This is a genomic window from Pseudomonas sp. SW-3 (assembly GCF_016615645.1).
GTDB lineage: Bacteria > Pseudomonadota > Gammaproteobacteria > Pseudomonadales > Pseudomonadaceae > Aquipseudomonas > Aquipseudomonas mandelii.
The window spans coordinates 5,722,776-5,742,563 of record NZ_CP067098.1 but is presented as its reverse complement, the minus strand read 5'-3'; the positions used below and the strand labels follow the sequence as shown (position 1 = coordinate 5,742,563).

General features: G+C 55.9%; 14 protein-coding genes and 2 pseudogenes. 13 read left to right on the top strand and 3 right to left on the bottom strand.

Features of this window, described 5'->3' with window-relative positions; translation table 11 throughout:
• The first annotated feature begins 11 nt into the window (after positions 1 to 11).
• From JIO00_RS26000 to JIO00_RS25940, 13 genes are all read left to right on the top strand, one after another.
• Positions 12 to 614, top strand: a complete 603-nt coding sequence (locus JIO00_RS26000) for a DUF1175 domain-containing protein (protein ID WP_186353740.1) — start codon at positions 12 to 14, stop codon at positions 612 to 614.
• Positions 611 to 5,176: an alpha-2-macroglobulin family protein gene (locus tag JIO00_RS25995; protein WP_200668672.1), complete on the top strand. Its 4,566-nt coding sequence runs from the start codon at positions 611 to 613 to the stop codon at positions 5,174 to 5,176. Before JIO00_RS26000 ends, JIO00_RS25995 begins: the two co-directional genes overlap by 4 nt.
• A gap of 1 nt (position 5,177) precedes the next feature.
• Positions 5,178 to 6,797, top strand: coding sequence for a DUF2300 domain-containing protein (locus JIO00_RS25990; protein WP_200667115.1), 1,620 nt, complete (start codon positions 5,178 to 5,180; stop codon positions 6,795 to 6,797).
• A gap of 3 nt (positions 6,798 to 6,800) precedes the next feature.
• Complete coding sequence (locus JIO00_RS25985) at positions 6,801 to 7,616, top strand: YfaP family protein (protein ID WP_200667113.1); 816 nt, start codon at positions 6,801 to 6,803, stop codon at positions 7,614 to 7,616.
• Between the two features lie 343 nt (positions 7,617 to 7,959).
• Positions 7,960 to 8,445 (top strand): hypothetical protein, encoded by a 486-nt coding sequence (locus JIO00_RS25980; RefSeq protein WP_231990959.1) that lies wholly within the window; start codon positions 7,960 to 7,962, stop codon positions 8,443 to 8,445.
• Between the two features lie 1,103 nt (positions 8,446 to 9,548).
• On the top strand, positions 9,549 to 10,499 hold the full coding sequence (locus JIO00_RS25975; RefSeq protein WP_200667112.1) for a glycosyltransferase family 2 protein: 951 nt from the start codon (positions 9,549 to 9,551) through the stop codon (positions 10,497 to 10,499).
• 2 nt (positions 10,500 to 10,501) lie between these two features.
• Entirely contained in the window at positions 10,502 to 11,398 is an 897-nt protein-coding gene (locus tag JIO00_RS25970) for a DapH/DapD/GlmU-related protein (RefSeq protein WP_159454570.1), read from the top strand.
• The gene (locus JIO00_RS25965) at positions 11,395 to 12,024 is read left to right on the top strand and encodes a hypothetical protein (RefSeq protein ID WP_144443450.1); all 630 of its coding nucleotides are present in this window, start codon (positions 11,395 to 11,397) and stop codon (positions 12,022 to 12,024) included. The genes JIO00_RS25970 and JIO00_RS25965 overlap by 4 nt, the downstream gene beginning before the upstream one ends.
• 295 nt (positions 12,025 to 12,319) lie before the next feature.
• Positions 12,320 to 12,556 carry an acyl carrier protein gene (locus tag JIO00_RS25960; RefSeq protein ID WP_200667110.1) on the top strand — a complete coding sequence of 79 codons (237 nt, stop codon included), beginning with the start codon at positions 12,320 to 12,322 and terminating at the stop codon, positions 12,554 to 12,556.
• A 121-nt stretch (positions 12,557 to 12,677) separates the two neighbouring features.
• Complete coding sequence (locus tag JIO00_RS25955) at positions 12,678 to 13,640, top strand: lysylphosphatidylglycerol synthase transmembrane domain-containing protein (protein WP_200667108.1); 963 nt, start codon at positions 12,678 to 12,680, stop codon at positions 13,638 to 13,640.
• Between the two features lie 17 nt (positions 13,641 to 13,657).
• A complete protein-coding gene (locus tag JIO00_RS25950) occupies positions 13,658 to 14,293 on the top strand; it encodes a class I SAM-dependent methyltransferase (protein WP_234452912.1) in 636 nt (211 codons plus the stop codon).
• A 126-nt stretch (positions 14,294 to 14,419) separates the two neighbouring features.
• The gene (gene rffA, locus JIO00_RS25945; RefSeq protein ID WP_200667106.1) at positions 14,420 to 15,559 is read left to right on the top strand and encodes a dTDP-4-amino-4,6-dideoxygalactose transaminase; all 1,140 of its coding nucleotides are present in this window, start codon (positions 14,420 to 14,422) and stop codon (positions 15,557 to 15,559) included.
• A 382-nt stretch (positions 15,560 to 15,941) separates the two neighbouring features.
• The gene (locus JIO00_RS25940; RefSeq protein WP_234452911.1) at positions 15,942 to 17,585 is read left to right on the top strand and encodes a hypothetical protein; all 1,644 of its coding nucleotides are present in this window, start codon (positions 15,942 to 15,944) and stop codon (positions 17,583 to 17,585) included.
• 593 nt (positions 17,586 to 18,178) lie between these two features.
• On the opposite strand, the pseudogene JIO00_RS25935 reads toward JIO00_RS25940, so the two are convergent.
• The 3 genes and pseudogenes from JIO00_RS25935 to JIO00_RS25925 form a co-directional block, all read right to left on the bottom strand.
• A pseudogene (locus JIO00_RS25935) lies at positions 18,179 to 18,334 on the bottom strand (reverse transcriptase N-terminal domain-containing protein); the annotation flags it as partial.
• A pseudogene (locus JIO00_RS25930) lies at positions 18,306 to 18,549 on the bottom strand (IS3 family transposase); the annotation flags it as partial. The pseudogenes JIO00_RS25935 and JIO00_RS25930, both read right to left, overlap by 29 nt.
• A 468-nt stretch (positions 18,550 to 19,017) precedes the next feature.
• Positions 19,018 to 19,764, bottom strand: coding sequence for a S24 family peptidase (locus tag JIO00_RS25925; RefSeq protein WP_154914156.1), 747 nt, complete (start codon positions 19,762 to 19,764; stop codon positions 19,018 to 19,020).
• Positions 19,765 to 19,788 lie beyond the last annotated feature (24 nt).

The following is a 19,788-nucleotide window of genomic DNA, read 5'->3' as shown; positions in this document are numbered from 1 at the left end:
GCCTGCTGGCGATGTTGCTGGGCAGTCGCGCGTTTGCTGGAGAAGCCGCAGCGCTGGATCCGCAGCAGTCCCAGGTGTTTCGCGCTTGGTTCGTGCGCATCGCCCAGGAGCAGCTGACCCAAGGCCCCAGCCCGCGCTGGTATCAGCAGGACTGCGCCGGACTGGTGCGCTTCGCCGCCAACGAAGCGCTGAAAGTCCATGACGACAAATGGCTGCGCAGCAATGGCCTGAGCAACCGCTACCTGCCGCCGGAGCTGCAATTGAGCGAGGCCCAACGCAGCCTCGCCCAGCAGTGGCAGCAGGGCGGCGGCAAGGTCGGGCCGTACGTCAACGCGATCAAGTTGATTCAGTTCAACAGCCATCTGGTCGGTCGCGATCTGGCGCAAGCCCGACCCGGCGACCTGATGTTTTTCGATCAGGGCGACGACCAGCACCTGATGATCTGGATGGGCCGCTTCATTGCCTATCACACCGGCACCACCACCCCCACTGACAACGGCATGCGTTCCGCGAGCCTGCAGCAACTCATGACATGGAAGGACACCCGATGGATACCCGACGCAGCCAACCCCAACTTCATCGGCGTCTATCGACTGAACTTTCTCTCCCAATGATCGGTGCCCGCATGTTGCGTTTCCTGCCTCTGCTGTTGGTTTTGGTGCTGCCGTTTTCGGCGGTCAACGCCGAAGACACCGTCGAGCCGAGCGGCTACACGCCGGTGGCCGGTGAAAGCTTTTTCCTGCTGGCGGACAGCAGTTTCGCCAGTGACGAACAGGCGATGGTGCGTCTCGAAGCGCCGGGTCGCGATTACCGTCGTTTCCGCATGGAGCCCTATGGCGGCGCCGACATTCGCGTGTACCGCATCGACAAACCGCTGGATTTCCTCAAGCGCCAGAAGAACCTGCACCGCGTGGTCAGCGACGGTCAGTTCAAGGGTGAAGGCCTGTCGAATACGCTCGCGTACCTGTGGGACAACTGGTATCGAAAATCCCGTCGGGTGATGCAGCGGGCGTTTTCCTACGAGTCACGCAAACAAGTCACCGAGGAAGTGCCGGAGCTGAAGATGGGCAGCGCGATTGCCGCGCCCACGCCTTACGACGCTCAGCCGCAATTCGCGCTGATTCCGGGTTTGCCGGTGGTCAGCCAGTTCCGTTATCCGCTGTGGCAAGCCAAACCGATCCAGCCGCCAACCGGTGTGAATCTGGCCGGTTCTTCCAGTGAGTTCGTCAGCGTCGCGCCGGGCAACGTTTACATTCCGCTGGGCAATTTGAAACCCGGTCTGTACCTGGTGGAAGCGCTGATCGGCAAGTACCGTGCGACCACCATGGTGTTCGTTTCCAACACTGTGGCCGTGAGCAAGATTGCCGGTGATGAACTGGTGGTCTGGGCTGCTCGCAAGCACGAAGGCAGTTCGGTGCCGAAGGTCAATGTGCTGTGGACCGATGGCCTCGGCGTGATGAGCAGCGGCGCCACCGATGCCGATGGTTTGCTGCGCCTGAAACACGTCAGCCCCGAGCGTTCGTTCGTGATTGGCGAGGACGAAGAGGGTGGGGTGTTTGTCTCCGAGAACTTCTATTACGACAGTGAAATCTACGACACCAAACTCTACGCCTTCACCGACCGGCCGCTGTATCGGCCGGGGGATTGGGTGTCGCTGAAAATCGTCGGTCGCGAGTTCAAGAACGCCCGGGATTCCGTGGCACCGACCGCTGCCGACGTCAACGTGACGGTACTCGATGCCACCGGCACGGCGCTGCAATCGCTGGCGCTGAAGCTTGATTCCAAGGCTGGCACCCAAGGCCGATTCCAGTTGCCGGATAACGCCGTGGCCGGCGGTTATGAACTGCGTTTCAGCTACAAGGACCAGGCCTACAGCAGCGCTTTCCGCGTAGCCGAATACATCAAGCCGCATTTCGAAATCTCGCTGAACCTGGCCAAGCAGGATTACCGCACCGGCGAACCGGTCAAGGGCAGCCTGGTGCTGCTGTACCCGGACGGCAAACCGGTGGCGAACGCAAAATTGAGCCTGAGCCTGCGCGCCCAGCAACTGTCGATGGTCGACAACGAACTGCAATACCTCGGTCAGTTCCCGGTGGAGCTGACCAGCACCGAACTGACCACCGACAGCAAAGGCAACGCGACCCTCGACCTGCCGGCCGCCGAGAAACCGAGCCGTTACATGCTCACCGTGTTTGCCAGCGATGGCGCGGCGTATCGGGTCAAGACCACCAAGGAAATCCTCATCGACCGTGGCGCCGCGAGTTTCCGCTTGAGTGCACCGCAGCGCTTCAGCGCAGTGGGTGACAAGGTTGCGTTCAGCTATTTGAATGAGGGTGGCAGCGAGCAGGCCAAAGCCGTCATGCCGGGCAGCTACAGTTGGGTGCGCCTTGAAGACCAGAGCACTGGCGAAGGCAAACTCGCCGCGACGGATAAAAGCTTCACCTTGGCCTTCGACCGTCCAGGCACCTACAACCTGACGTTGAAGGATGACCATGGCCGGGTCGTCGGCGCCACCGGCCATTCGGTTACCGGCGATGGCGTCAAAGCCGTGCCTGGCACTGTGGAAATCGTCCTCGACAAGCCCGAGTACAAGGCGGGCGACGAAGCCTTGGCGCTGATCACTTTCCCTGAGCCAGTCAGCGATGCATTGCTGTCGCTGGAGCGTGACAAGGTCGAGTCCACGGCGTTGCTGTCCAAGGGCGGCGACTGGCTGAAGATGGAAAAACTCAGCGACACCCAATACCGCGCGCGCATCCCGGTGAAGGACACTTTCGCGCCGAACCTGACCTTCTCGGTGCTGTACACCAAGGGCGGTCAGTACAGCTTCCAGAACGCCGGCATCAAGGTGATCGCGCCGCAGATCGACGTGGCCATTGCCACTGATAAAGAGGCATATCAGCCGGGCGATACCGTGTCGGTGGACCTGACCACCCAGTTCGCCGGCAAGCCGATTCCGGCACACCTGACGGTCAGCGTGGTCGATGAAATGGTCTACGCGCTGCAACCGGAAGTCGCGCCGACCATCGACCAATTCTTCTATCACCCACGCCGCAACAACGTGCGCACCAGCGCCAGCCTGTCGTTCATCAGCTACGACGTTGCGTTGCCGGGCAGCCCTGGCGCACCGGGTAAAGCCAACCGCAGCGAGCGCGGGGTGAAAGTGCTGGAGCGGCCGCGCCGGGAAGACGTCGACACCGCCGCGTGGGAACCTGAGTTGATCACCGACGCCAACGGCAAAACCCGCTTCACCTTCAAGATGCCGGACTCGCTGACCCGCTGGCGCATCACTGCCCGCGCCATCGCCGATGACGGGCAGGTCGGGCAGAAGAAGCAATTCCTGCGCTCGGAGAAACCGCTGTACCTGAAATGGAGCGGCCCGACCCAATTCCGCAATGGCGACAAACCGGATCTCGGTGTGTTCGCCTTCAGTCAGGCGGAAAAAACGGTCAAGGCCGAGTTGGTGATCCATTACGGCGGCGCCGATCAGCGCGTGCCGGTGACCCTGAACAATGGCATCAACTACATCGCACTGCCGGCGTTCGCGTTGACCTCCGGCGAGTGGACCGCCGAACTGGTGCAGGACGGCAAAACCGCCGACGCCCTCGCCGTGCGCCTGACCGCGACCGGCGAAGGCTGGCAGGTCACGCAAAGCCAAAGCCTGGACGTGGCCAGCGGTGACACGCCGTTGACCTTGCCGGTGGACGCGACGGATATTCGCTTGCGTCTGGATGACAGTCCGCAAGCGCTGTTCCGCTCGGCGCTCGATGATCTCCTGAGCTATCCATACGGTGGCGTCGAACAAACCGCGAGTCGTTTGCTGCCATTGAGCATTGCGTACCCGACCTTGTCGTCGAACCCGCAGATCCGCGATCGCTTGCGCCTGATCATGCAAAACAGCCGTCTGCGCCTGGTGCAAATGGCCGGGCCTTCGGCGAGTTTCACCTGGTGGGGCATGGCCGGCGAGCCGGATGCGTTCCTCACTGCCTACGCCTATTACGCCGACTGGCACGCCAGCAAAGCGCTGGAACTGAGCCTGCCGCCGGAGCATTGGCAGCGGGTGCTGGAGGTGTATTCCAAGCAGGCGAAAAACACGCCGTTGCTGCAGCGGGCGCTGATTCTTTCGTTCGCCAAGCAGATGCAATTGCCGGTCAACACCTTGCTCAGTGGGTTGATGGATGACCTGGCGAAAGCAGGCGAGGGCAGCGCGGCGAATCTGATGGAAGATGGCGAGGACAGCCTTGTCATGAGCGATCCTGATTCGGCGCTTGGCTTGGCGGCTGCTCGTGCGCTGACTGCCTCGTTGGCGAAGCAATCGAAGGTGACTCTGCCGGACGCATTCAATCGTCAACTGCCGGATGCCCAGCAGCGTTTGGCGGTCAGTTCTCAGCCATTTGCCGAAGCCTTGAACCTGTCGCTACAACCCTTCGATCAGGCTCGTGCGCAAGCGTTGTTGCAGCGTTTGCTGCCGCAGCAATCGACCCTGGAGCGCGCTCTGGCGCTGACCTGGTTGCAACGCAGCATCGAGCAGGCCTCGCCCACCATCGCACTGGCGCCGGGTGAAGGCTGGAAAAAACAACACGGTGCTACCGGTGAAATGTACTGGACGTGGCAGGGCGCTTCACCCGTACCGGCGGTGTTGTCGCTGACCGGGACGCAAGAACGGCCGTTGCGAGCGGCATTGAGCTTCCAGACCAAACAACCACCGGTCGATCCGATGGCCGTGACCATCACCCGTCGCCTGTCGCGCCTGGTGCCGGGCGACGAAGCCTTCACCTTCAAACTGGAAGCCGTCGGCACCCAGCCGTTGTCCAGCGACAGCCTGTACCTGGACGAAGTGATCATCACCAGCAAAGCCGCGAAACCGCTGCGCTACGGCATGCTGGAAGTGCCGCTGCCACCGGGCGCCGATGTCGAGCGCACGACGTGGGGCATCAAGCTCATGGGCAAGGCCGGCACCGAGCCGACCGCGCTGGAGAAAGCGCGTTTCGAGCCGGGCCAGATGGCTTATGCGATTCCGGTCGATGCCTTGAGCGGCGAGCTGCGCCTGCGTCATCTGGTGCGCTTCTCGCAGAAAGGCCAATTCAATCTGCCGCCGGTGCGTTTCACTCAGGTCTACGCGCCGCAGCATCAAGCCCAGGAACAGAAACCGGCCCTCGGCCAGGCCACGGTCAACTGACATGACCCGACCGCTGGTCTGGTGGCTGCTGTGTTTGATCCCTGCGCTGGCGACAGCGCAGGAGGAGCCGCTGCGTCTGGGCTTCAAGGGCGAGTTGATTTCGTTAAGCCAGACTCAAGTGATTTCACGTGAGCCATTGCCTGCTGATGTGCAGGCACCGCTCGGCAGTTTGTGGAAGTTGTTTGTGTACGGCTGGCTGGTGGACACCGGCGCTCGTGAGCCCGCTTACGAGTGTCGCGGGCAGTCGAAAGAGGAAGTGTATTGCTGCGCTGCTGGCGGCAAGATCGAGCGCGATCAGGCGTTGGTGAAGTCATGTGGCTTGTACTTTGAGCCTGCGCGATTGGGTATTTCTGAGGCTGGCTGGCGGGAATATTGGCAAGCACGGCAGGCGCCGGAATGGTTGCTGAACCTTCCTTCGTTGCAGCCTTCTACGCGAGTTTCCGTGGCTGAATTGCTGAAAGTGCTGGCCGTGATGCCGGCGCAGGATCAGGCGCGGCGGGTGTTGCTCGATGTGGTGCTAAGCGCCGCTGACGGCAATGTTGTCGGCGAACTCGGTGGCCGGTTGCGGGTGAAAACCTGGAGCTGGTTGGGCGATCAGGACCCTGCGTCGCGTCAGGGCGGGTTTGCCGGATGGACGGCGGACGGTACGCCGATCTGGGCGGGTGGCCGGGGGACCAGTCAAATGGTCTTGCGTCACTACGGTGGGGTGTTGGCTTCTGTGTTGCCGGTTGAGTGGCCTTTGGATGCGGGACGTTGCGTCGAAGTCGGTCTGTTTTCTCGTTATCCGATCGAGCGTGTTCTTGCGGGGGATCGGGTTGTTTCTTCCGGGCCTCTGCTGGGCGACTATCGCGTCGAATTCGCCAACGGCAATCAACTCGATATCCACAGCGACGGCGAACTGTTTTTGCTGAAGGGCAAACTCGTCGCTCGACTCGACCGTGAAGAATACGTCGCCCGCGTCCTGCAAAGGGAAGCCAAACCCGAACCCATTGAAGCCGCCAAAGCCCTGGCTGTCGCGATCAGAACCTATCTGCTGCAAAACGCCACCCGCCACGGCGACTGCCTGAGCATCGACGACAGCAGCAACCGCCAACGCGTCGCCCCACGCCCGGCCACCGCCGAGTCACGCCACATCGCCGCCTGGACCAGCGACCTCGTCCTCGCCGGCACCAGCGTCACCTATCACTCCGACCAACCCGGCCCGGACAAACTCTCCTGGCAGCACGCCATCGAACAAGCCAACGCCGGCCAGCGCTACGACGCCATCCTGCTGCACGCCTACCCGCGCGCCAGCCTCAGCCGCTGGGACAACCCCGTCGCCTCCTGCGAAGCGTTGCCCGCCGCGCAAGACTGGCTACTAAAGCAACGCCGCGGCTGGCGTGCGCAGTTGGAAAGCGAGGTCGGCTACAACGACGTCAACACTTTCGCCGTCTGCCGCCTGGCCTTCGGCCGCCCCTACGTCGACCGCGAACGCCAGCGCATCTACGTGCGCGGCGTGCTGTCACTGCAAGACCGTCTCGACCTGACCCACGAATACCTGCACCTGGCCTTCGAAGCACACCCCAACGGCCAGGATGAAACCTACATCGAAGGGCTCGCCCGCCACCTCTTGCTGGAATAGGCCATGAAACTCCGTTATCCACAGGTCTTCCTGTTCCTTTGTTCTTTTTGTGTATTGCCCGCAGTTTTTGCGGCTGAGAGTGGCGTGAAACTCAATACGCCCGTTGGTGGTTGGCGCACTGGCGCTTCCGAAGGTGAAGGTGAAAACTTTCGTCAAACCGTTAACTATCCAGCCTCCTCGGTGAACACGCCGGTCGGCCAAGCCAATACCGCCCGTATCACCGGGCAGATCAAAGCCACGCCAAAGTCCAGTGAACCTGGGCGGTTGATCGTCAACGGCGTCAGCATGCCGCTGAAGATTGATCCGTCTGGGCGTTTTGATCGACCGTTCTCGTTTCCCAATGGCAGCAACAGCGTTGAAGTTCGCAGCCCTGATGGGCTGCAACGGTCTCGGACGCAGTTTCTTAATGTCAGTGGTGGGGCTACGCCGGCCAAGTTGCGCGTGCTGCTGGCGTGGGACAGCGATGGGACGGATCTGGACCTGCACCTCATCACGCCTGATGGCGCCCACATCTGGTACGGCGACCGCGTTGTGCCTAATGGTGCGGCGCTGGATGTTGACGTGACGACGGGATACGGCCCGGAAATCTTCGCCATGCCGGCGCCAATCAAAGGCCAATACCTCGTCTATGTGAATTACTTCGGGGGTGGGTATCGGAGTGATGAGGACGGGCAGGAGGAGGCGGTTCAAGCGCTGACCACGGCGCAGGTGACGGTGATTACGGAGGAAGGGACGCCGAACGAGAAGATGGAGACTTTTCTGGTGCCGATGCGGGCGGTGGGGGAGTTGACGTTGGTTAAGGGGTTTAGTTATCCGTGAATTTAGGGGAACGTCCCACACAGAGCGTTACCTTCATAGCCATGACTGATTGGCCCAAGCATCATAAGCGGGCCACAGGCATAAAAGGGTTCGCGTACCTTTTGCTCGGAATTGAGCAACACTACGGTATTTCCAAATACATCGTTGCCGAATGATTGTTCGTAGTACGACTCGCAAACTGGCAGTTTCAATGGCACTGGAATTATCACAGCCCACAGCGTGATACCGCACCACTCGCGGGTTGGCGAGGACTTGACCGTATTGGTAATCACGGGCGTGCCGGATTGATAAGTTAGATTCCGGTAAGCGTCGGTTTTAAGTGTCGTCTTTTCCGGCCCCGACAGTGAAGTTAGCCATTGAGGAAAATGAGGACCAGGCCAACGCCCGCAATTACCTGACACCGGAATGCCTTAGCGCCGCATTGCTGGTCAGTAATAACCTGATCGGCAAGACGCCGTTTATCGAGGTTGTCCTCGAACTGAGTCGGCAGACGGCTGCAATCAACTGTGGCGACATGACCCGAGCAAAAGACCTGCTGGTGGCGCAGGCGCACACTTTGGATGCTCTTTTCACGCAGCTCGCGAGTTGGGCACTATCGGCCAAACATATAGATGGACTGGAGTCCTACATGCGCCTGGCGCTCAAGGCCCAAAACCAGGCCCGGGCTACTACCTTGCAGACCTTGGGCGAACTCAAAACCCCCAAGCAGGTCGCTTTCGTGAAGCAGGCGAACATCGGCAATCAGGTTCAGGTCAACAACGGTATTCAAGAGGAGCCCGCGCGCACGCGGAAAACCAAAAAAGCGCAGAACGAACTATTGGAAGGTTGAGCATGGCGAACGGCTGGACACCCGAGCGACGGGCACGGCAGGCGAAGCTGATCCGGCAATGGCGACCTTGGGAACAAAGCACCGGACCGCGAAGCTCCGAGGGTAAGGCTGTTGCATCGCGCAATGCATGGGATGGCGGGATGAGGCCGTTGCTGCGAGACCTGGCCGAAGAGCTGCGAGAGCAGGACAAGATTCGTCGCGAGATCTTGAACTGAGAGAAACACCACTCGCGAGTGCCTGAGCGCCGCCGTACTGGGCACGTGCAAGAACATTGATGAAACTCCAGTTGCGGAGAAACTGGAGCATGACGGTTCGAATTCAGAATCGGTGAACTGTTTTCAGCAGTCATCACAAAGATGATTGATGATTGATGATTCCTGGAGCCCTAAAGGGCGAGGATATTTGATAGTTTCTTAAACCGTACGCGCGAGGATCATCACAAGGCCGCCCGTCTAAGGCATTGCCCGCTGGGGGGGGGCGGGCTAGTACCAAACATTTGGATTGGTGCTGACCACTGTTTACACGCGGGGTGATCATTGCACGCCGAAGAGGTGACCGGCAGGGAGGCGGTCACATACAGACGCCTCTGGTCCTATTGCGTCCAACCTCTCTGGACCTCCCCAGGATGCGCCCCAATGATCATATCTCGTGAACGTCTAGCCAGCCTGTTGATTGACACCAAAGAGGCCCTCGATCTTGAGGTCAAGAACTGGCTTGACCTGCAAGGCTTCAACCATGACAAAGCCTGCCACTCCCCTCAAAGATTGAAAGCGAGAGGTCAAGTTTCCCGCGCCGTGACACCTTTCCTCGCATAGCTTAAAATCCGTGCCTTTAATGGATCTATCAACATGCTTCGTTCGGTGCCCTTATACACAGTTGTCCGACGCTTGGTTGCTGATAGAGTCAGATGGTCCACCCTACATGAGTAATGTAGTTCATGTGCTCGGTTCCCTGAGTATTACCAAACGATGGGCATATGGCATCCCCCCCCCCCCTCTACGTGCGATGCCAACCAGCAACTCTACAAGCCAGTAAATCCAGGCAGGACGCGTTAGCAGCATGATGCGTCATTGCACAATCGAATGATCAGGATGAGGCTCAAGGTGATTAGTAAAACCGTCTCAGTAAGCTTGGTGGTACCCGTTTATAAAAGCGCCAGTACGCTCCCGCAATTTTACGAGCGTGCACGCGCGACTCTTGATCAGATCTGCGAAGACTGGGAGGTTATTCTTGTGGATGACGCGAGCCCAGACCAGACGTGGCTTGCCGCTCTGGCACTTCACGAACAAGACCACAGAGTCAAAGTCGTTCGCTTCGCGAAGAACAAGGGACAACAACACGCTACGCTGTGCGGCATCGGCTATGCCTGCAAACGATTTGTCGTGACAATCGACGATGACCTGCAGTGCTTCCCGGAAGACCTCCCACTGTTTATTGATCAACTTCAAGCCGGCAAGCATGTCGTCATCGGAAAGATCCCGATGGCTGAAAAACAGCATAGCGCCTGGCGCAACATGGCTTCGCGCATTAACCAAAAACTGGTTAGCAAGATCATGGGCAAACCGACCGGTTTCAGCCTCTCAAGCTACAGGGCCATGAGTCAACAGGTGGCAAGACAGCTCGTCAGGTATCAGGGTTCGCACCCACATATCGCCGCGATGCTTTTTAATTCGGTGCCCGTCAGCATGATGGCGAACGTGAGCATTCGCCACGCGCCGCGCGCCGATGGCGGCCCGAGCACTTACACTCTTGGCAAGATGTTCAAAACGCTTTCGTTCCTTATCGTCAATTACTCCCTGTTACCACTTCGCTACGTGTCGATCTGGGGCTTTTTGGTCAGCGCGTCGAGCATTTTTTTCGCTATGTATATTCTGCTGCGCACCCTCCTGACCGATCATATAGTGCCCGGCTGGGCGTCGCTGGCGATTTTGCTGTCATTCCTCGCCGGCAACATCCTTCTGGCTCTAGGTGTGCAAGGCGAGTACCTCGGAAGACTGGTCGAAAATGCAACCCACCTCAGTCAATTCCCCATTATTGAAGAGCATGTGGAGTAATGATGGCATCCGCTTATCGCGTCGTGGATTATTTCCCTGCTGAACACATTTTAAACAATGGGGTATTTGCACACCTCGACGAAATCGATGCGCAAACGCCAGGCGCACTGGTGTACTGTCAGAACTTGCACTATTTGCAAAAAGCTTTGGCTACACCCAATGTCGCGTGTGTCTTATGCCCCGAAAATTTAAAAAATGAAGAGTTTGCGACTGAAAAATCAATTGTATTCTGCGCCGACCCACGCACCTCTTTTTTCCGCCTCTACAACCGTTTGAGTGAAGATACTGAGTACGCAACTGCGCAAGCACCGAGCATCGGCGAAAATTGCACGCTGCACCCCAGCGCCGTTATCTCGCCACTGGCCACACTGGGTAACAATGTGGAAATTTCAGCAAACGTGGTGATCGAAGGTCTCGTCGAGATCGGAGACGATGTCTACATCGGTTCAAATGCCGTTGTAGGCGCCGAGGGCTTGATCACGCTACGCAACGACAACGGCACGCTGATGGTGGTCAAACATCAGGGCGGTGTACGCATTGAATCGGGTTGCCAGATACTTGCTGGCGCAGTAATCGCGAGGTCCTTGTTCCAGCAGCCGACAACCATCAGAGAAAACTGCCAGATCGGCATCATGACCAACATTGGTCATGGCGCCGTGATTGGCAAGAACTCTGTGATTTCTGGCAATACCGTTATTGCAGGACGCACACGCCTGGGGACCGGCGCATGGGTTGGCGCCTCTTGCTCCATCGCACAGGGCCTTGAGATTGGCGACGCGGTACAAATAAAAATGGGCTCGGTTGTCATCGGCGACATCGCGCCAAACAGCGTCATTTCTGGAAACTTCGCAATCAATCACAGGGCTAACATGACAGCCCACCTCAGGAAACAAAAGTGATGCACTTCATCGAGCTATCACTGGGATTCAAAGGCGAACGAACCTACATACAAGGGGCCGACATGCTCAATGCCACGATGCAGGCCATCACTCGCCACGCACCGCACGCACGGATCGAAAAGCTGGACTTCAGAATCAGTAGAATGACCAACCACCTACTCACCTGTCACTGGTGGCCTAGATCAACCCCTCGATCATTGCCGGGTGAGGCTGTCGCTACGTTCACCTTTCAACTCGATTGTATTGATCATGAAGGCAAATTGATCCAAGCCGAAGGTTGCGCCGATACACGATGTGCTTACGACGAGTCGCTGGTTGAAAAACAATGTGTTTTCACACCCGCCCATCGGTCAGTGAGCCTGACCACCATGCCAGATGACTTCTCTCCGATCGAAGTGCTGGTATCCATGAACAAGGCACTGCATCTCAAGGAATTGAGCATACCCAGTGGCAGCCAGTGGGTTTTTTGTCGCTGGGAAAGCCCGAAGTGGCCGCCGTGTTCTGACTTGAGCGGGGTAGGGCTGACACTTGAGCAGACGCTGGGCACTCGATTGACCCGTAGTCGCATTGAGCTCAGTGCAGAACATATCGGCATGCTTTACTTCAGTGCCCTCAAAGTCGAGTAGCCTACCGCTGGCATACGAACCTTGCAGCAAGGCGAGGCGACAGTTCAGCGAGGCTTGTGGCTCGACGATCAACACTACACGCCTCTCTCGACAACTGCTAATGTGCGACATCTTTTTGAAGCTGGCAACAGAGCAGCCCCCCTCTGTTGCATGGAGTGTGGCAACATGACCACCGTTCAGCTCAGTAGCCTGCAGACAACCTCGTCAACTGCCAGCAATGCCACCAAGCTTCCCTCCCGCAGTACAAACGTACCGGTCGGGGTAACTTCAACACCTATACGATGAATTACTAACCATGCCCCAGACAAAAGAACAACTTATCAACATTATTTCCCAGGCTGATGTTGTAGCAGATGCCTCAACGCTACGCGACAATATTAGCCTCAGCGACCAGGGTGTTGACTCTCTCGGCATGTTCAATATCATTCTGTCTATCCAGGATCACTACGTCATCGAGATACCTGACGAGGATATTGAAGGCCTTAAAACCATCAATGATCTGGCCGATTACATAAAATCAAAACTGCAATAACCGACATCCCTTGTCATGTAGGGGAGGCAGACAATATGTACACTCTCCCTCATGCCGTTCTTGACCGTGACAGGGTTTTCTACATAGCGTTAGCCTAACCTTCCTACGTTGAGCACCCTGCATGCCTTTGACGTTTTTGAAATTGTTGATCGCGTTTTTTTTCTGTGCATTTCTCATACACACATTTGACCTTAAGCTAACGGCATTAATCAGCGACATTACAGCATGGCACTACCTTGCGCTGGCTGCTGTTATCCCAATCACTTTGAGTTCTTTTTTTTCTGCCAACCGCTGGCAAGTGTTCCTGCGGCTCAATTCGATTGACGAAGCGTTAACAAACCTCTGGAAAATAAATCTGATCTCTCAATTTCAAGGTTTGATTTTACCCTCAACACAGGGAGCGGATGCCTTTCGTATGCTTCACATCGAACGACGCCACCCGAAAAAGCGGGGTACCGCAGGCAGTACGGTAATTATTGAGCGCATGATTGGACTATTGGTGTTATGTACCTTTACGCTTTTTGCCCTGCCCTTCTTACCTGCATCAGACAACTACACGCTGCTCATCATAACCATCGGTGCCGTCAGCAGCATAGCAGTAGTGACCCAAATTATATTGACCAGCAAAAAAACCTATGCACTTTATAGCCGCCGCACCGTCAAAAATTCGTTACTTTCTCTATTGCTGGGGTATATTCAAAAGCTTCATGCCAGCACGATAAACTTCCCCTACCGGCAGGCGCTCACGTCATCCCTGCTTTTTATCTGCTGTTATCAAATATCTCTGATATCGGTAGTTTATCTAGTATTTCGTGCCTATGGTTATGACATCCCCTTCATTCAGCACTTTGCTCTCTATCCAGTCATCGCCATCCTGACCATGGTTCCAATAACAGTGGGCGGGCTTGGGGTGCGCGAAGGTTTTTTTGTTTATTTTTATGGTCTACTAGACGTACCAGCCAATATAGCTGTAGGCGCCTCCCTGGCAAACTACACTCTAATGGCCCTGATCCCTGCCACTTGCGGTGGCTTTATTTACATGTGGGATACTATTCGGGAAAATCGCCAGAAGGACAGAGACTAAAACAGAGAGCCAGATTGATGCCCCCAGATCGCACCCCGCTCCCCAAGTCCGCCTTTGAGGTGCTTGCCCTGGCAGAGGCACGCCACTGGTGGTTTCGCGCCCGTAACCGCGTGATCATTTGGGTGCTGAAATCTCGCATCGGCAAAATCCGGAATTTCCTGGAGATTGGTTGTGGTACCGGCTTTGTGCTGGAAGGGACTCACCAGGAATTTTCCGAAACGACACTCACCGGCACCGAGTTTTTCGATGAAGGCCTAATACATGCACGTCGACGCGTGCCCGGCGCAAGCTTTGAAAAGCTGGACGCGCGCGCCATGAACGATGCAGAGCGATTTGATGTAATTGGCGCTTTTGATGTCATCGAACATATCAATGAAGATGAACAGGTACTGGCGAACCTTTCCCGCGCACCGCATAAGGATGGTCATCTATTGCTGACCGCTCCCCAGCACCGCTGGCGGTGGTCCGCTGCGGATGAACGTGCCTGTCATGTGCGCCGCTACACTCAACGCGAGCTTTTCGACAAGGCTGGCCGCGCCGGCCTTGAGGTTCAATACGTCACATCCTTTGTCGCCCTGCTCGTCTCCTTGATGTGGCTGGCACGACAGCGGTCAAAAAAATGCGGAAGTAAACAGCGAGTTCGATATTTCTGACCGGACCAATCGGCTCCTTGAATTCGTTATGAAGATACAGTTTGACCTTTTGAAGGTAGGTATCACCTTTCCTCTCGGCGGCTCACTCTTGCTGTTAGCCAAAAAACAATAATCTGGAGACCTACAGTGAGCGACGTTAAAATCCCCTTCAATCGCCCTTTCATGACGGGAAAGGAACTTTACTATATTGCAGAAGCGAAGTTCCTTAATAAGCTTGCTGGTGACGGCCCCTTCACTCGACGTTGCCATCAGTGGCTTGAACAGTACACCGCCACCGAAAAGGCACTGTTGACGCACTCTTGTACTGCTGCCCTGGAAATGTCAGCCCTATTGCTCAATATTGAACCTGGGGATGAGATCATCATGCCCTCTTACACCTTCGTTTCCACTGCCAACGCTTTTGTATTGCGCGGTGGAATACCGGTGTTTGTCGATATCAGAGAAGACACACTGAACCTGGACGAACGCTTGATTGAGGCTGCGATTACACCTCGCACCAAGGCAATCGTTCCGGTTCACTACGCTGGCGTCGCATGCGAAATGGACACGATTATGGAGATCGCCCGCCGGTACGGTCTCCGCGTGGTTGAGGATGCTGCGCAGGGGGTCATGGCCTCCTATAAAGGAAGAGCCTTGGGCAGTATTGGTGATCTGGGTGCATATAGCTTCCATGAAACCAAGAACGTGATATCCGGCGAAGGGGGTGCGCTATTGGTTAACGACCCGACACTGTCATTACGCGCCGAGGTTATTCGGGAGAAAGGTACGGACCGCAGCCGTTTCTTCAGAGGTGAAGTGGACAAGTACACTTGGCAGGAAGTCGGTTCTTCCTACCTGCCAGGTGAATTGACCGCCGCTTTTCTTTGGGCCCAGCTGGAAGAGGCACAGTCGATTACACAAAATCGCCTGGACAGCTGGAACCACTATCACCAAGCGCTCGAAGGGCTTGAATCGACAGGCGCAGTACGCCGCCCGATCATTCCGGCAGATTGCACACACAATGCACACATGTACTATGTCTTGCTTGCTCCCGGCATCGATCGCCAACGCACGCTAGAGAAACTTAAACACGACAATATCCACCCTGTGTTCCATTACGTACCGCTGCATTCCTCTCCGGCAGGACTGCGCTATGGCCGACAACATGGCGCGATGACAAATACAGACACCCTGTCGGAGTGCTTGATTCGCTTGCCACTGTGGGTGGGGCTGACAACGGAACAACAGGCAGGTATCGTCGACTCGCTACAGCGCGCCGTATCCTGAAGAGGACACGCAGCGTGCAATTGCTGATCTGCACACTGCGTAGCTGCACCCATGACATTGGACGCACGGTATATCCTGACCAGTAGATAAATGAACTAACCGCTCAGCACACTAGTGGCCCGACCTCTACTTTTGGCGAGTACTAAAAATGGGGGTTTACCGGGCGAACTGGCGTAACGAAGTGATTTTATAGGCTCGCTTCAGGTAGTCAGAGCGCATTTCAGCACATCTGAGGGCTTACCCGGAGTTTCCAGAGAGCTTTCAGGTTCGATGGATACAATGCAGGTTCAATGCTGGGATTGGGCTACCATTGGCGCCGATTAATAAGCCTTTACTGACGAAGATAGAATAATCGTTTTTTAAATCGACTGGGTGTTGAAGAATGAGAGCTGTTTTAACAAATAAAATTCCAATAATTGTTCTGGTATTGTTTTTTGCTGTATTACTGAGCGGGGTATTTCTTCCGGTTTACTCCGATGAAGTCATGACAAAATTCAGGGTTGCGCGGCTATTTCTGGAGGACGGAAATGCGGTTACCCTTTATCCACAATGCACAACAACTGCCGGGCGGACAGTTTCATGGGTATTTTATCCGGCCGGCATATTACTGTCGGCGATCTATGCCCACTTGGGTCCTCTTGGCTTGAGAGTGAGCGGGATTTCTTTATCGCTGATCTGGTTTGCCTTACTCGCTTATTGGTGCTTGACGCAGGCACGTGATACTGGAGGGGCTCTTCAGCGCTTCGCTGGATTGGTGGCGGTGGCTTCTTTGGGTATCCTACCCTATCTGTGGGCCTTGTCGCGTCCTGAACAACTTCTGATGCTGCCGATCCTTGTGCTTTGCTTGTTGGCACTGTTCTTCAAGGAGCAGAAGTCTGCGCACGCGCAGGTGGCAATGACTGTTGGGCTTGCATTGTTGCTGACATTATTTTTCTATGCTCACCCGAAGAGCATGTTCTATGCGCCATTCGCGCTAGCGGCCGTGTGGTTCGCGACGGCAACGTACCACAAAGCGATTCGCTATGGCTTGTGGCTGTTCGTCGTGGTTCTGTGCATTCAGAACTTTCACTATTTCAGCGCTCTGGCGGGCTGCCAGGATGCGCCGAACATTCAAAAAATGCTGGCGTTCAACACATTGTTACCGGGTATGCTGTTCTCTGCACCAGCTGAGTTTGTCAGCGCAGCTTTCAATAATTTAATGAGCTTCCCTGACCGGTTGTTGATACATCTGACCTTTAATGAAACTTTTCAATCGGGCTGGCTGCCTCCTATGGTCGGTAGCTTTGAAGCGTTGCCGTACCTCAATCTTGCCATTTATTACTCTCTGTACGCGTTTATTATCGGAGTCCACGTTGTAAGTATCGCGGTATTTCTGTTGCAACTGGTTCGCCGCCAAGTGTCTGCGTCTGTCGTGCTGGCGCTGTTATTGGTCGGCGCAGATTTAATCAATGCGTTTTTTTACAACATACAGAATTTTTATGCAGCTAATCAATTCATGCCTGTATCGATCATCATCGCAGTCCTGTTGATGCACTCCCGGCGCGCAGTGAAGCTGAGCAACACACCCACACTAATAGCCTATTCACTGTTATTGCTGCTTTCCATGGCGTCGATGGTGACACTGTTAACCCTCGTGACCCCTGCCATCACACGTAACTCCTCCTTCGCGCAATCGAGTTTGCCCGGGCAGCCGCTTTCGATTCCGGTGCTGGGATCTCAGCTTCACTTGGATTCAATCAGTAAGCTGGGGGTGTCATGTGGTATTCCTGCGGAGTCGGCAGAAAATGTCGTAGTGGACCACATGACATATTTTGCCTTTTTGCGCGACAAGCAACCGATCCACGTGCTCTACGTGTCTGAAATCGGCTACGGTGGCGACTTGAGCAACGGAAGGCTGCTGCCATTTCTCAAAGGACTGAAAAGCCCAGGCCTGGTCACGCGTTGCGAATGGGTGCCGTCTGAATTCCGGCAGGCGCAGGAGAAGGACGATATGGGTTACTGTTGTGTCAATTTCGGCAAGCTCTGACTTGCGTACCGGCTTTAGTGCTATCGGCACCCCGGAATCGGGGGGCCGAGAAGTTTCGATGCATGAGGCAATTGCGCGACCAACCGCCCCAACTTCGAACATGCCGTTCTTGGCTAGACTGCAAAAATGTGTGAACCCCAGAAAATCGAATGTTTCCGGTTTCTCCTCGCCACGTTTCTTACAATCTTCGCCTGCATATCTACCAAAGCGCAGTAACCGTGCTTTCTCTGGGTGTTGGGTCAGGTTGAATTGGGTAAGTCGAGCTTCCAACGCATGGTGAAAACTCCATGCGTCTTCATGCCTTTTCAAATCCAAGCACATTGTCCTCAGCGCACCGCACGTCAATCATTTCACCTCTTGCTTTATGTCCACTCTATTGCCTCTATTGTTATTACTCGTGGTGGCAGAGTGTAGAAAAGGGGTAAGCGCCCCATAAACCACACATGGCAAAAAACGATGTGTGTATTTAGCGCGAGATAGGCGGGGAGCCGTTCCATGGCAGCAAGGCTTCGAAGTCTTCAATCGCAGCTACCAGCGGAAAGCGCTCCAGTACGTAGCGTAGTCACGTATTTCCATACCCGCTTCAACGGTTAAGAACAGTAACCCCGCTTGATCGATAGACACATCACGCCTCGAAGTTTGGCTTCGGGCGTCTCCCACGTTTCGCCATCGACCCCCGGCGTCCTGCGACCCCGGTTCTCCGTGACTCGCCGCACAACTAGGGTTATAGAGCATCTCGATATAATCGAAAATATCGTTCCGGGCTTCTTCTTCGCGCGGTCCATAGATTTTTTTTCGGATTCGCTCCCGCTTCAATGCTGGAAAAAGCTCTCTGCAGCGGCGTTGACGTGGCTGATCCCACGACGGCTGATACTGCTGACCACGTTGTTAGCCTTCAGGAAGCTTTGCCAGTCGAGCTACTGAACGGACTTCCTTGGCATGAGTGAATCAACACAGATCTCTTGTGCCATCGAAATCGAGTCGATGGAGCAGCGGCGTACCCAACGCTTAGGTGTGGGTCAAAGATGTCGTTTCATATTCAGCCCGCATTCTGCGTGGCTTTCAGGCATTAAAAAGCCGGCTTGTGGCCGGCTTCTCGGGGACTGGCTTGGTTCATTTTTGGTAAACCTCACCAGCCTTCAAAACGTACACCCGGATCTTGCGTCCGGCTGTGGGACTCGGCGAGAAAGTCATCTGCCTTGTCGGTGCGATCAGAGCCGCGGGGCGGGTTGATGCGCAAATGTGGGGCGCAGCATACTGATTTTTTTGGGGAATTCCCAGTGCGGTGTGCGCCTTAGAGCTATCGGAGCTCGGGATTAAGTGACCCAGCCGGAATTTTAGCGTGAATGTTCCGCCCTCATCGCGAGCAGGCTCGCTCCCACATGGATTGCGTAGTACCTGTGGGAACGCTCTCGATGAGTACGGCGCGGAGCTACAAAAATGGCACCGCCGGCCGCCGTTTGTTCAGGGTCGACCACCAGAACACCCACCCCAACACCCTGATGTTCTGCTTATCAATCTGCTCGGCATTGAAGATTTCATCCGGGTGTTCAGCTTTGTTGTAGCTGCGCAGCCGCAGGGCGTTGCCCGGCATCCGGTGCAGGTATTTGATTCGCAGCATCCCGTCGTGCTCGATGGCATAGATTTCCCCGTCAATCACTTTGGTCAGTCCGCGGTCGATGGCGAGGGTCGAGCCGTCCTCAATGCGCTCGCCCATGCCGTTGCCGATCATGTGGACGCAGAAGACATCCGTGTATTTGATTTCCAGGGAGTCGAGGTGGCTTTTGGGCAGACGGATGAATTGGCCGGGGTCTTCGGCGACGTGGGTTTTACAGGACCCCGGGGCGATGGGGAGTTCCTTGAAGAGGGGCAGTTTGACGTCGGAGGGCTCGACCACCGTGTAGATGCCGCGAATGGCCTGGGCGTCGAAGGTGTTGCCGGCCTCGTCGAGAAGGCGCAGGTGTTTGGAGTCTTGTGGGCCTTCACCTGTTTTGAGCCAGTCACTGTTTACCGAGAGTAATCTGGAGACCTCTTCCATGCGGTAGGCGGGCACACCGCGGGTGTACCAGTTATGGATATTTTGCGGCTCCGTGTCGAAGAAAGCGGCAAAACCTGTCGTCGTTATTTTCGCTTTTTCGAGGAGCGCTTTAAACCGTGGGCCGCTAGTGTTCTTTTTCATAAACACGAGTCTACGGCTGCTGCG